Here is a 12,439-nt window from a genome sequence, read left to right on the forward strand (position 1 = left end):
TGTTCCTGTCATACCCTGCGTACAGGGAGCTGATTATTCCGAATCCGGCCCGGTGCATCGAGGCGAATGTGGGGCTTTGAACAAATTTGGCACCCCCGATCCACTCGTAGTAAGAGGTAATCTTCCCGTCTATTCTTGGATTTATGTAAGATTTGGGCCTTAGAACGAGCATGTCCCCATCGATCGCCTGAACCAGTCTTTCCGGGGAAAAAATCTCCTTCTCCAGGCTTTTTGGGGGATCTTCGCCCAGGCAACTATAGGCCATTTTTATATTTTTCCTGAACAACTTGTCGAACTCAAGAAGGTTTGCCGTGAAATGCTCATCCCCATACCACCAGTACCAATCTGACCCCTCAGCAATCCGTATATATTCTAATGCTTTACTTGATTTATCAGTATCTATATACCTGTCATAAATCAGGTTTTTCAATTTATATATATACTTCCACGCAGCAAAATCCTCCTGCTGGCCAAACCATATCCTGAAAGTACCGTCAATCCATGAACCGGGTTTTATCGATTCGAGGACGGGGAAGCTTTTTTTCCCCTTCACGTTCATGTATTCACGGTATGTTACAACGTTCAGATCATCCGACCTGCTTAATTTATCAAAGAGAGACCGTAAGAAATCAATGCCGTAATTGGGGTAGTATTCCCAGGGATTTTCCCCGTCAAATATGAGTGAGACAATATAATCCTCGGGATTTAAACCTCTTTCTGTAATATTGCGGCGTATGTCGAGAAATTTGTTGAAGAGATGGTTTGCCGCTGTCTGCTGATCCCAATTCTTGTAGACGAATCCAATCAGATCGGATAGATAGTGATCTCTAAAAAATATGTGAAAATCCAAGTTTTTATACCGGTATGGTTGGTACAATACTTCAGGCTTATCCGGCAGGCCCCCGGTATCCCGGTGAATTATCTCATTGATCCCCTTGCTGAGAACGAGCTCATCGGTAAATGTATACCGGAACCCCTCCTTTGCCATGAGTTCTAACGCCGGCTCTGACACCGATCCCTCGGATGGCCACATTCCCGAGGGGGAAAATCCGAAAACGTCGAGAAAGTACTCCTTCGCTTTCTTTATCTGGTCCACGGCGTCATCGGGATAGGCGATGCGAAACGGCGGAAGCTCAACATGGGGGTCTGCAAGTTCCGCACAATTGCTGTCGATGAGGATCGGCAGTATGGGGTGGTAAAAAGGAGACACCGTCAGTTCTGCTATGCCGGCATCGGAAACCTCCCTGAACCTGCTTATTACTCTGCCGATTATTTCCTTGTGAAAATCGAGCAGAACCCTTTTATCCTCTTCCCCAAAGAGCCGGCCTTTTTGCACTATTTCCTGAATCTTCCTGTTCCCTTCATAGTGAACGGGGTTCAGCCATACGAGATTGAACAGGACCTGAAGGTCGGTTATCTCTGTTATGCCGAAAAGTTTCAGCGCCCTGTCAACATTACCTGACGTGCCTCGCCAGCGCTGGAAGAGCTCTTTATACCGTGGAAACCGATAGATCATCGTCTCTGCGTGGGCGTGGAAAAAGTTTTTCAGAATATACTCCTTCTCTTCGGTAGAAAGGTCGTAGGCGTTCTTTTCTGAAAGCGCAAAACAGGTGTCGCTCAACCCATCTCTGTCGTAGTGCTCTATCTGTTTGACAAGAGATGGAACGAGATTGATGTTGTGCCTGAGTCGGGGGAACTCCTTGAACAGGTCTGCAATGAAGAGGTAGTTCTTTGTAGCGTGCAGGCGAACCCAGGGAAGGAGAAAGCTGTTCTCCTCAGGGTCGAGATAGTACGGCTGGTGAAGGTGCCATAGGAAAGCGATGTTGAGTTTCATCAGGAAATTGAGGAAAGCCTGATTTTGATGAATTCAATATCAGGGTAATCAGGGTTCTTTTCAAGGATATCGGCATATATCTGCCTTGCTACTTCGAAATCCCCCATCAGCTCATAACAGCGGGCCATCCCGTAGGAGGCGGCACCCCTGCTGTAAGGGTCGGTTGCCATATCCCCGGCAGCCTTGAAGTGACGGATCGCCGATTTATACTCGGAAAGGGCCTCATAGCTGTACCCGAGTCCGATGTTGCTGATGTAACGCAACTCGGGGGGTACCTCCTCTTTCCCGAGAATCTCCTGAAATTTCTCGACCGCGTTTGAATAGTATGCGAGCTTGAAGTTCACATCGGCGATATAGTACTGCGCGTAAATTTTCACGGATTTCGAGCCGACTTTTTTCAAAAAATTCTCGAGATCGGACTTGACCAGGACGAGGTTTTGTTTTTCCCCTTCGCTGAGTTCCAGGTATTTATCGGGTATCCTGGCAACAATTTGCCAGAGCTTTCCATTTTCCTTGGAAAATTTCCGGCTCGTATAGCCTTTGTAACCATAAATTGCCAGGGCAAGCACGAATATCGAGCCGGCGACGGCCATCAGCTTTGCCTGGTTTTCCGTTATGAATCTTGTCGCCGTGCCAAGAAGCGTCAAAACCTCATCTGGTTGCTTGAGTTCCTTTTTCGTCAGCCGTTTCTTCGCCACGTTTCAGCCCCTCTTATCTATCAAGTTTGCGGAATTTTCAAAAATCAACGAAACATCATCAGCCAAAAGGCCCGCACCCTCAAGAACTGCCCTTGCCGTCTCCTTATCGATAAAGTCTCCAGGCCCGTGGGCGTCGGTGTTGAAGATCAATTCCGCACCCGTTCTCCTTGCCATTCTGACGATATGGCCATTCGTGTAGGAATGCCCTCCCCTCGAAGTTATCTCCAGAAAGACGCCATTTTTTGCTGCCAGCATCGCATCCTCCTCCGTTATGAGGCCCGGATGGGCGAGGATATCGGCACACGCAATAATCGCCTCCCTGTTCGTTCCCGGGGGAACCGGCTCCACAATCGTCTCGCCATGAACGATAACTATGCCGGCACCCCGTTCCCTTGCCTCGGTGACGAGGCCGCCTATGAGCGAAGGCGGGACGTGCGTTATCTCTACACCCGGAACAACTTTCACCCCGGTTTTAAGGGACAGGTCCCGGGAAACCTTTACCATGCCGGACAGCACGAAATCGATGTTCGACGTGTCCACGTGGTCAGTCAGAGCAAGAGCTTTGTAGCCTTTCTGCTTGGCCCGGGATACGATTTCCGATGGTATGAGCACGCCATCGCTAAATATCGAGTGAATGTGCAAATCTATCATCGCGGTTCTCCACGATCTCTATGTGCCGTCTAATAACTTCCTGCAGGGAAGCCTGTATTTCAACCGGGGTCAAATCATCCATCTCTTTTATTTTAATCGCACAGCGCAATTTTTCGGCTCTTTTTTTGAAAAGACTGAGGGTGTTGTCACCCAGGCCGAAATTGGTGAAACTCTTGCTCATGATCCCGAGAACCTGCCCGCTGCCCGTGCTCTTTGCAAACTCCGAGACAGCCAGGAGGTCCTCGAGGGAACTGCTCATCTCGTCTTTCAGGATGAGAATTACGCCGATAGATCTCGCCGACATCGCGTGCCACATGGGAGAAAACTCCCTCCTGCACAGAAAGGAAAGCAAGGCTATCCGCGCATTTTTCCCAACGTGTAAATATCCGAATACTCCCTTTGAGATGCCCCTCTCCCTGTTTTTTGCCGCCAAAAAATACCTGTCCACCTGGAATTCAGAATATCGATTGAGCACAGTTATTATGTCGTCAAGGATGGAATCTTCGGGGAGGAAAAAAACTATCTTTCCAACGATGGGGTTATCCACATCTTTTGAGACAGGGATCTCTCTTTTTGAACGTATTTTGATGATTTCGTCTTTGTCGAGGAAGTCGAGCTTTACCTGTTTTTTCTCGAACCTCCCGATCCTGATGAAATTTCTCTTGCTCATCGAGAGAAGGGCTTTATAAACATCGTAATCGGGGTGGGTGGAGGCGTCCACGATCTCCTCGACCTTTGAATAGTACTCGATGAGCATGAGGATCTCTTTCAACACGGAGTTTGACGTTGGGGGTAGCTTATGGGGGTTGATCATGAACTCAACTGAATCATCGGGGTCGGGAAAATCTTCCGTGATCAAGGCCATTTCATCATGTCTGCGCAATCCCTCGAAAATCAGGCTGTGACTGCTTTTAACGATTGTTCTCTTGGAGTCGAACTCCCCGGGGATAAACTGGAACTCTCCCTCCTGGAGATTGATCAGACGGTAGAAAGCCTTTTCTCCCGCAGTAGTGCCGGAAATTGCAGATGTTATCTCTCCCTTGCTCATGTAAATTGAGCCTGAAGTCCTCTTCGAAGCCACGTTAAGGATACCGCTTCTCCCATTCAAGGAAAACATCTGAATCAGGTCAGGCAGTGACATGTGGGATAAGTTGCCGGAAACCTCTGTGTCACCGGAAATAAGCGACGCCTCCTTTATTCCATACCTGAATATTCGCGACACCCGCAGGATAAACTCGCTCATATTGAACGGTTTTCTGACGAAATCGTCTACGTCCTTCCTGAAAGTGCTAAGGCTCTTTCCTTCACTTGAAAGATAGATTACCGGCAACTCCCGCGTTTTCGGGTTTGAGCGTATGATCTGGATGAGCCTTTCCGTGGGCAGAACGTCGAGATCGGTATCGACGACGAAAAGATCCGGCAAGCTCACCAGGACAGACTCCAGGGCACTCGATCCGTCCTCTACCGTATCGACATCAAAGCCCCTCGCCCTGAGCTTCGATGAGAGCCGATCCCGTATCCTCTTATCCCTGTCAGCTATGAGAATATTTTTGCTCATGGCCCGCCATCAGAATGTCCCCTGTATCATGTACATATCCTGAATTTTCTCAAAGAGGGTTTCCACGAGAACCTCATCCGACGTGTTGAAACCTACCAGTTTTCCATCAGCAGAGGCAGTCATGAGAGCATAGGCGCCGCTGTCTTTCAGGTATATCAATATGTTAGATGAATCGAGCCTCTTGTCGTCCGCGGAGACAATCAATACGTTTTTTGCGTCGAACTTTGATACTGCCTTTTTCCCGAGGATGTAGACCTTTTTTGAAGGGACGTTGTTGATCTCGAAAGATGACAGTATCTGGCGAATCAACTCGGGCCTCGGCCCTGCAATAAGAAGTATCCCCCTCTCGTCTTTACCCATGCACAAATCCTGTGAAATAACTTCGACTATCTTCGTGAATTCCTCTGTCTCCATGGAAAAATACCTGTTCCTGCCGTAATCCGCCTTTACCCTGAAATTGCCGCTATCGATCAGTTCGGAACTTTGCTCCCTGTACTGAGAAAGATCACCGATGACGACCTCGAATATATCCCAGAAGTTCTTGTCTTGAAGCCGATACTTGTAAACGGGGCTCCTCTTGTAGAGGATAAACTTCTTGTCAACGGATTTTTTGAGTTCATCGAGGGTATCTCCGTCGTCGGGAAATGAAACGGCCCGCATCAGCACGTTCACGTAGTAGGTCTTATCGAGGTGTTCCAGACGCAACCCTTCGCTGATCATCTTCCTCAGGCGTTTAATTGTTATCAGGGCACCGAGATAGTCCGTTTCGGGCAGGAGAATGCAAAAACGGTTACTCTCGAGCCGGGAAATGAGGTCGGAGTCTCTGAGCGTTTTAGCGATCCTGGTCAGCAGGTGGGAAACACGGTCATGGACAATCGTTTCCTTGAGCCTTGTGAGGAGATAGCTGTAATTGTCGAGATGAACATAAATCAGTGATAGGGGGCGTTGAAAACGGGTGGACTTCGACGATTCCTTTTCGAAATAGTCGCTGAAAAATGAAGCAGAATATACCTTGGTCTCCGGGTCAAGAAGCGTTATTTTTTCGAGTTTCTGAATTTTATCAAGGTTTTTTATCGCAAACGCACAGTGGTCGGCTATAATCTTACAGATACCCTCTTCCTTCTCCGAAAACGGTTTCCCCGTCAATTTTTTCCCCAGCTTCAAAAGACCGATGGGATATCCGGCGTGGACGAGTGGAACGTAGAGAAAGCTATCCTTTTTCCCCGTCTCCGGGTATTCAAAAGGCATGAGGCCATTGACCTGTTCGTAAAATTCCATCTTGGAGAGGTAAAACCTCGATCCTTCGAGGTCAATGTTGATCAGCCCCCTCACGGCGGAGATCGTGAATGCATCCGTCTCTTGCTGGTCGGCGAGCCAGAGAACGCATGATTCGACTTTTAGCTCACTCAGGAACGCGTCCGTGGCGCTGGCTAAAAGCGTTTCTATCTCGTATGAGGTGATGATATTCAAGCAACGCTGATAAACCGAAGCGAGAAGGTAGTAGTCGAGGCTCTCGGCCATCAACTTCTCAACCACATCTCTTTCCTCCTCCGATACGGCGTCGTTTTCCCGGCTAAGGACCCATTCGCCGAGTTTTTTCAGAGGAGGAGTCTCTTTGAAGCACAACAGGGGAAGCCCCCCGTTTGCTTCCCGCAGTATTCTCAGCAGGTTTTCCTCGCTCACGTTATTCGAGGTGATTGAAACGAGGGATGCTTTTTCCTTCAGTTTTATATCGGAAAAGTAATGAGAGGATGGGATGAAGACGACATCGATAAACTCTCCTTCGATGAGCAACTGGGACTTTTTGAGATCGGATGAACTATCGTCGACAACTATAATAGTCTTCGGGTGCTGCATCTTCCCCCAATCTACATCTTGTACTTCGTAAATTCTTCGGGATTGAGCATTTCAAGAAGCTCAGACCAGCGATCCTGCCCCTCCTTGCCCTCTTCGGATTCAAGGCTGTAGGCCTTCTCGAGGACCGAATCATAGACATATATTGCTGCTTTGCACCTCAGGGCCAGGGCTATCGCGTCGCTTGGACGGGAGTCTATCTGGAACCTTTTGCCATCTGACTGGATGTATATTACGGCAAAATAGGTGTTTTCCTTCAGGTCGGTAATCTCCACCCGCAGGACTTTTCCGCCGAATTCCTCGATAATGTTCTTCGTAAGATCGTGGGTCATCGGCCTCGGGAGGTCCATCTTCTCAATTTCTATGGCAATGGAATTTGCCTCCAGAACGCCGATCCATATGGGAAGGGTAAATTTTTTGTCCACGTCCCGCAGGATAACGATGGGAGAGTTGGTAACCGGGTCTATCGTTATGCCGAGCACATTAACTTCTTTCATCTCGAGAACCCCCGTTTTCTATCGACCCGGTCAATGAATGGGCAAGAGCATCGTTAATGGTAACCATGACAATCTTGCCCCTCTCATCCGGTCCGGCATCGAAGTTGACTATTTTATTACACGCTGTGCGACCAGTATACTTATTATCGTCGGTTTTGGATATACCCTCAACAAGTACTTTTACTTTTTTCCCGACCATTTTACCGTAGTTGACACCGGTAATCTTCTTTTGAAGGGCCTGGAGTTCCATCAACCGTCTTCTCACGACGCTTTCTTCCACCCGCCCATCCAACTTTTCTGCAGCAGTACCCGGCCTGGGGGAAAATTTGAACGAGTACGTGGTATCGTACCCGACCTCCCGCATGAGTTCCAGGGTTTTTTCGAAATCCTTATCCTTTTCGCCGGGAAACCCGACGATAAAATCGGATGAATAGGACATGTCCGGCCGTACCTTCTGCAATTTGCCGATGATCGAAAGGTAGTGGTCTCTCGTGTACCTCCGGTTCATCATGCGAAGCACCCTGTCGGAGCCGCTCTGGGCAGGCAGATGAACGTGGGAGCACAGCTTCTCGTTTTCTCCGAATGCATAAATGAGTTCGTCGGAAAAATCCATCGGATGGGACGTAACGAAACGCACCCTCTCGATTCCCTCTACCCGGCATACCTCTCCTAAGAGGTCGGTAAATGATGTCCCCCCATTTTTCTTGCCGAATGAGTTGACGTTCTGTCCAAGGAGCGTGACCTCCCTCACCCCTCTTTTCGACAGGCTCCTGATTTCCCTCAGTATGTCCTCCCGGGGCCTGCTGTACTCCCTCCCTCTCACCAGCGGAACGATGCAGTAGGTGCAATAGTTATCGCATCCCTGCATGATTGTGACGTAGGCCTTGACCCTCCCTTCGCTCAGGTACTGGTCACCGCTGAAGGTGGAGGGAATTTCGAACACCTCCAGGCCGGAAACTGAACGCTTTCCATCTTCCGCCTCCCGCAGTAGGTCGGGCAAACTGTCAATATTATGTGTCCCAAAAACTATATCCACGTGGGGTGCCCTCGTGAAAATACCCTCCCCCAGCTGCTGTGCGACGCATCCTCCAACGGCGATCTTTGTCCCACGCTTTATTTTGTGTTTTTTCAGCCGGCCGAGAAGGCTGTACACTTTCTGTTCGGCTTTTTCCCTGACGCTGCAGGTATTGACGATGATGAGATCTGCCGTTTCAGGAGATTCTGCATGCTCATATCCCGAGGTTTCCAAGAGCCCCATCATTCTGGCCGAATCATACTCGTTCATCTGGCACCCGAATGTATGTACGTAGGCCTTTCTCCTCATGTGAATAGCATTCTCCACAAAGTGTCTCCCTCCGATTATAACAGATTCTGTTTAAATACTTATGGAGGGGCTGTCCTTGCAGGGGTTGACCACGCCGCAGAGGCACATCGGCGGGCCCTGACCTATTTCATGCCTCTATTCTAACTGTCTCCCCACCGATAATGATGTTCGACGGATCGATATCGTTTCTGAGAAGATCGATCTCTTCTGCGCTCGGGGGAGAGAGTTCCTCTATATGATCGGCAATCGCGGGCTTGAACCCCATACCTTCGATCACGTCGTCTACCCCGAGGCCTCTCTGCACACCCTGGAGTTTCAAGATCCGCGTATCCTCATCGAAACCAAAGAGGGCTTTTGAGGTGACAACTCTCCAGGGACCCGTTTTGGAGGGGAGGCCCGATTCTTCCCGCGACCTGTCTCCCCGGAGAAAGCCCGGAGAGGTTATGAAATCAACCTTCTCCACAAACCTTCTTGGCTCGTGCTTCATCACGATGATTGTTTCCCAGCAGTAGCTTGCCACCTGGTTGCCACCCCCGCTCCCGGGGAACCTCCTGACAGGGGCATCGAAGGATTCCCCTATCATCGTCGAGTTGATATTTCCATATTTGTCGATCTGCGCGGCGCCCAGCATCCCGTAATCTATGTAACCGGCAGCCGAGTAGGAGAACGCCGTGTTCATATTCGCCCATTGAATGGACCGGTGTGTGTTCTGCGGCCCACCCATTGTTCCCCTCACGAAGGGCGTGACCGCACGTGGCCCGATTGCGCCGAATTCAAAAACCTGCACTATGTCCGGCGTGTACAGTTTTTGGGCAAGAATGGCAACGATCTGGGGAAGTCCGAATCCGACGAAGAATGTTTTTTTATCCTCGAGCAGCCTCGCGGCATGGACAATCATAAACTCGGTGTCCGTAAATTCGACCGTTCTTCTCACCTTCCCCCCTAGCGATACCCCTCTTTTATCGATGCTTTTCTAATGAGCTCCCGGAGCCTCCTGCTCCCAACCTTCCTGTCGATAAATTCAGCATGGTCAGAAACGTCGTAGACATATTCCTCGAGGTATTCCTTCATCTGTTCATCGGTAACTATCCCATTCAGTTTACCGATATGCTCGATATCGAGCTCGTACTTGCCGGGCATACAGCCCGGGTATGCGCAGAATGGGAGATGGACAACGGCATCGACGCAGTAATAGGGGATGGTCGTGCGTTGAGGATCCGTCCTGATTTCCTCATGGTCGATGATCTCCTCGGTCGAGAGGATTACCTTCTTTGATGCTACCGCCGCTTCGAGGGCAAAGAGGTTTGTCCCGAATATCCTTGCATTTCCGAAAACGTCTGATTGATGGACGTGTATGAGAGCCACATCGGGATGCAATGCGGGAAGAAGGCAGAGGGGGTCCCCGGTAAAAGGATCCTGGATGACCTTCGCCCCCGAGTGATCGATATTATCGGATCCAAGGAGATCCCTCGTCGGGATAAAGGGTATTCCCCTGCTTCCCGCGAGTATCCTCAGGGCTATCCCACCGTTCGTCCACTCATACACCGTTACCCTCCCCTTGCAGACTGCGTCACCGATGTATGATCCGTATCCCAAAAATCCCACGTCTATTTTCGACACGCATCCGCCGCCGACGAGAAGGGGGGATTCATGTAAGGTAAACTCCGCCCCGACCCAGAGGTCTTTTTTCCGCTGTCTGATTATTTCCCTTATGAGAGCCTGAGGTCCGCGTGTGAGCGAGGAAAAATCATACACGACGTAATCTCCATCATCTACATACCGGGAAATCGCCTCCTTCTCAGAAATGATTTTCGATACGGGCTCTCTCGTTTTGTTCTCTCTCACGTGCCTGCGAAAATCATCGGGGTGGACAAACTTATATTCCTTTCCCCCTTCGGAAAGAACTCTCATTTTCCGTCCCTCTTTTTTCTGCTGTTTAAAAGGTGAAAGGCAAAGCTGTGGTTTACGATCTTTTCGACAACCGAATAGGGATCCTTCTTCCTGTCCGAAATATCGGCCACGATCTTATCGAAGAGGTCGTGCTCCTTCAGGTCATCGAGCGCTTTTTCCAGGAGTTTGCTTTTGAGTATCTCCATGAGCTCTACGGTTGCCTTTCGGATCCGATGAGCTCTTTTCTTTTCACTCGTACCGATGAACCTCCGGTGCTCATCGATAAAGCCCAGAAGCTTATCGACACTCTCACCACTCGTCGCCACGGTATTACAAATTTTCGGCTTCCACTCACCATCGCCATACTGTTTCATCTCGATCATCATCTCGAGCTCGGACCTCGTCCTGTCTGCGCCCTCCCTGTCGGACTTGTTGACGACAAATATGTCTGCAATCTCCAGAATTCCCGCCTTGATCGCCTGGATGTCGTCGCCGAGGCCGGGCACGAGTACAACGGCGTTTGTATGCGCCACCTTGACCACCTCCGTCTCGTCCTGCCCGACGCCAACCGTTTCGATTATGATTACGTCTTTTCCCATAGAGTCCATGACGTTCACGATATCGATGGTGGATCGGGAAAGCCCCCCGTGATGCCCGCGTGTGGCCAGGCTCTTGATGAACACGCCCTCATCGAGGGTATGTTTCTGCATTCTAATCCTGTCACCGAGTATCGCACCACCGCTGAACGGGCTCGTGGGATCTATGGCAATTATCCCGACGGTCATCCTCTTTTTCCTCAAAAGTTCGGTTATCACGTCTACGAGCGTGCTTTTCCCGCATCCGGGCGCTCCGGTGACCCCAATTATGTGTGCATTGCCCGTGTGCTTGTAGAGTTTCTTCAATACCTTTTGGGCCGATGGCATCTCATCGTCAAGGTCTCTCATGAGCCTGGCTGTAGCCAAAATATCGCCGCCCACAACCAGGTCCTCAGGCTTTTTGGCCATTTTCCGTCACCCTCTTATCAAATCTTTTGCGATGACAATCCTCTGCATCTCCGATGTCCCCTCGCCGATCTCGCAGAGCTTTGCATCTCGCATGTATTTTTCAACGGGATAATCCTCGATGTACCCATACCCGCCGTGAATTTGGACGGCCTTCACCGTTGCCTTCATTGCCATTTCGGAGGCGTACAGCTTAGCCATTGAGGCTTCCCTCGTATATTTTTTCCCCGCATCTTTCAAGTAAGCGGCCTTCAGAGTGAGCATCCAGGCGGCCTCGATCTCCGTTGAAATGTCCGCTAACAACCACTGTACTGCCTGGAAGTTCGAAATCGGCTTCCCGAACTGTTGCCTTTCCTTGGCATATTGTATCGATTCCCGAAGGGCCCCGGTGGCAATTCCCACCGAAAGGGCCGCGATGGAAATTCTGCCTCCCGATAAAACGGTGAGCGTGTCAAAGAATCCCCCTCCCACATTTCCCAGAACATTGTCGGCAGGCAGGAACATATCATCGAACGCGACCTCCGCGGTGTCAGAGGCTCTCATGCCGAGCTTATCGAGCTTTTTCCCCGGTTTGAGGCCCCGGTTATCCCTTTCGGCAACGAAGGCGGTAATTCCACCTTTTCCCTTGTCCCGGTCGGTGACTGCCATCAGGACATAAAGGTCTGCCGTGGAACCCTGCGTGATAAACATCTTTGTTCCGTTGATATTCCATCCACCCGGTACCCGTTCTGCTCTTGATTTCATCGATGCTGCGTCCGATCCCGAATCGGGCTCTGTAAGACACCAGGCGCCAATTTTCTCCCCGGAAGACATCGGCGGCAGATACTGCCTCTTCTGCGCTTCAGTCCCGGCCAGCAAAATGTGCCCGGCGCAGAGTGAATTGTGTGACGCCAGCATCAGCGCCAGGGACCCGTCTGCGCTTGCTATCTCTTTGATGGCGATAGCATAGGAGACAGTGTCCATTCCGACGCCCCCGTAGTTTTCCGGCACGCATACCCCCATCAGCCCGAGCATTCCGAGTTTTCCAATAATTTCTGCCGGAATCTCACCCGACCTGTCCCACTCCCCCGCAAAGGGAAGCACCTCCTTTTTGCAGAATTCTCTCAGCGTGTGTTCGAGGGTTTTATGCTCG

Annotated in this window: 10 protein-coding genes and 1 pseudogene (1 of these 11 cut by a window edge); all 11 read right to left on the bottom strand. The window is 50.3% G+C overall.

All coding sequences use genetic code 11. The features are described 5' to 3' along the window. Window positions 1–1,834 (bottom strand): annotated as a pseudogene (locus GTN70_04500) (hypothetical protein) (it extends 35 nt beyond the left edge of the window). Further along, entirely contained in the window at window positions 1,834–2,532 is a 699-nt protein-coding gene (locus GTN70_04505; GenBank protein NIO16245.1) for a tetratricopeptide repeat protein, read from the bottom strand. The pseudogene GTN70_04500 and the gene GTN70_04505 overlap by 1 nt, the downstream one beginning before the upstream one ends. A gap of 3 nt (window positions 2,533–2,535) precedes the next feature. Continuing rightward, entirely contained in the window at window positions 2,536–3,183 is a 648-nt protein-coding gene (locus tag GTN70_04510) for a histidinol phosphate phosphatase domain-containing protein (protein ID NIO16246.1), read from the bottom strand. Beyond that, window positions 3,152–4,741 (bottom strand): DUF4388 domain-containing protein, encoded by a 1,590-nt coding sequence (locus GTN70_04515; protein ID NIO16247.1) that lies wholly within the window; start codon window positions 4,739–4,741, stop codon window positions 3,152–3,154. The genes GTN70_04510 and GTN70_04515 overlap by 32 nt, the downstream gene beginning before the upstream one ends. Before the next feature lie 9 nt (window positions 4,742–4,750). Next, the gene (locus GTN70_04520; GenBank protein NIO16248.1) at window positions 4,751–6,598 is read right to left on the bottom strand and encodes a diguanylate cyclase; all 1,848 of its coding nucleotides are present in this window, start codon (window positions 6,596–6,598) and stop codon (window positions 4,751–4,753) included. Between the two features lie 11 nt (window positions 6,599–6,609). After that, window positions 6,610–7,092, bottom strand: a complete 483-nt coding sequence (locus GTN70_04525) for a bifunctional nuclease family protein (GenBank protein ID NIO16249.1) — start codon at window positions 7,090–7,092, stop codon at window positions 6,610–6,612. After that, window positions 7,079–8,416 carry a tRNA (N6-isopentenyl adenosine(37)-C2)-methylthiotransferase MiaB gene (gene miaB, locus GTN70_04530; protein NIO16250.1) on the bottom strand — a complete coding sequence of 446 codons (1,338 nt, stop codon included), beginning with the start codon at window positions 8,414–8,416 and terminating at the stop codon, window positions 7,079–7,081. The genes GTN70_04525 and miaB overlap by 14 nt, the downstream gene beginning before the upstream one ends. Before the next feature lie 127 nt (window positions 8,417–8,543). After that, the gene (locus GTN70_04535; protein ID NIO16251.1) at window positions 8,544–9,314 is read right to left on the bottom strand and encodes an acyl CoA--acetate/3-ketoacid CoA transferase subunit beta; all 771 of its coding nucleotides are present in this window, start codon (window positions 9,312–9,314) and stop codon (window positions 8,544–8,546) included. Window positions 9,315–9,358: 44 nt separating this feature from the next. Continuing rightward, window positions 9,359–10,327, bottom strand: a complete 969-nt coding sequence (locus GTN70_04540) for a CoA transferase subunit A (GenBank protein ID NIO16252.1) — start codon at window positions 10,325–10,327, stop codon at window positions 9,359–9,361. Next, window positions 10,324–11,310 carry a methylmalonyl Co-A mutase-associated GTPase MeaB gene (gene meaB / locus GTN70_04545; GenBank protein ID NIO16253.1) on the bottom strand — a complete coding sequence of 329 codons (987 nt, stop codon included), beginning with the start codon at window positions 11,308–11,310 and terminating at the stop codon, window positions 10,324–10,326. Before meaB ends, GTN70_04540 begins: the two co-directional genes overlap by 4 nt. Window positions 11,311–11,316: 6 nt before the next feature. Continuing rightward, window positions 11,317–12,439: acyl-CoA dehydrogenase (locus GTN70_04550; protein NIO16254.1), on the bottom strand; the 1,123-nt coding region annotated here is incomplete at its 5' end.

The organism is Deltaproteobacteria bacterium (assembly GCA_011773515.1).
Lineage (GTDB): Bacteria > Desulfobacterota > Deferrimicrobia > J040 > J040 > WVXK01.

Coding starts and splice junctions, on each gene's coding strand:
- meaB (NIO16253.1), bottom strand. CDS start 11,310: ATGGCCAAAAAGCCTGAGGACCTGGTTGTGGGCGGCGATATTTTGGCT.
- GTN70_04515 (NIO16247.1), bottom strand. CDS start 4,741: ATGAGCAAAAATATTCTCATAGCTGACAGGGATAAGAGGATACGGGAT.
- GTN70_04525 (NIO16249.1), bottom strand. CDS start 7,092: ATGAAAGAAGTTAATGTGCTCGGCATAACGATAGACCCGGTTACCAAC.
- GTN70_04535 (NIO16251.1), bottom strand. CDS start 9,314: ATGATTGTCCATGCCGCGAGGCTGCTCGAGGATAAAAAAACATTCTTC.
- GTN70_04520 (NIO16248.1), bottom strand. CDS start 6,598: ATGCAGCACCCGAAGACTATTATAGTTGTCGACGATAGTTCATCCGAT.
- miaB (NIO16250.1), bottom strand. CDS start 8,416: ATGAGGAGAAAGGCCTACGTACATACATTCGGGTGCCAGATGAACGAG.
- GTN70_04540 (NIO16252.1), bottom strand. CDS start 10,327: ATGAGAGTTCTTTCCGAAGGGGGAAAGGAATATAAGTTTGTCCACCCC.
- GTN70_04510 (NIO16246.1), bottom strand. CDS start 3,183: ATGATAGATTTGCACATTCACTCGATATTTAGCGATGGCGTGCTCATA.